This window comes from Halorubrum sp. SS7 (assembly GCF_005435055.1).
GTDB classification, from domain to species: domain Archaea; phylum Halobacteriota; class Halobacteria; order Halobacteriales; family Haloferacaceae; genus Halorubrum; species Halorubrum salinarum.
In genome coordinates this window covers 1-212 of record NZ_SGXV01000784.1, presented here as the reverse complement: position 1 = coordinate 212, position 212 = coordinate 1, and the positions used below count along the sequence as shown (strand labels likewise).

Here is a 212-nt window from a genome sequence, read left to right as displayed (position 1 = left end):
CCGGCGATCGGGAACACGATTATATCCGCGCCCGTACAGGGTGCTGACATGAGCCTCTCGCTCGACGCGACCCAACTCGACCGCTACTCCAGGCACGTCATCCTCGACGACGTCGGTCCGGAGGGGCAAAAGCGACTGCTCGACGGACGCGTCCTCGTCGTGGGCGCCGGCGGACTCGGATCGCCCGCGATCCAGTACCTCGCGGCCGCGGG

Annotated in this window: 1 protein-coding gene; it reads left to right on the top strand. The window is 68.4% G+C overall.

The window, feature by feature from the left end; translation table 11 throughout:
* Positions 1-48: 48 nt before the first annotated feature.
* On the top strand, positions 49-212 hold a 164-nt coding region (locus EXE44_RS19905; RefSeq protein ID WP_199241321.1), incomplete at its 3' end, for a ThiF family adenylyltransferase.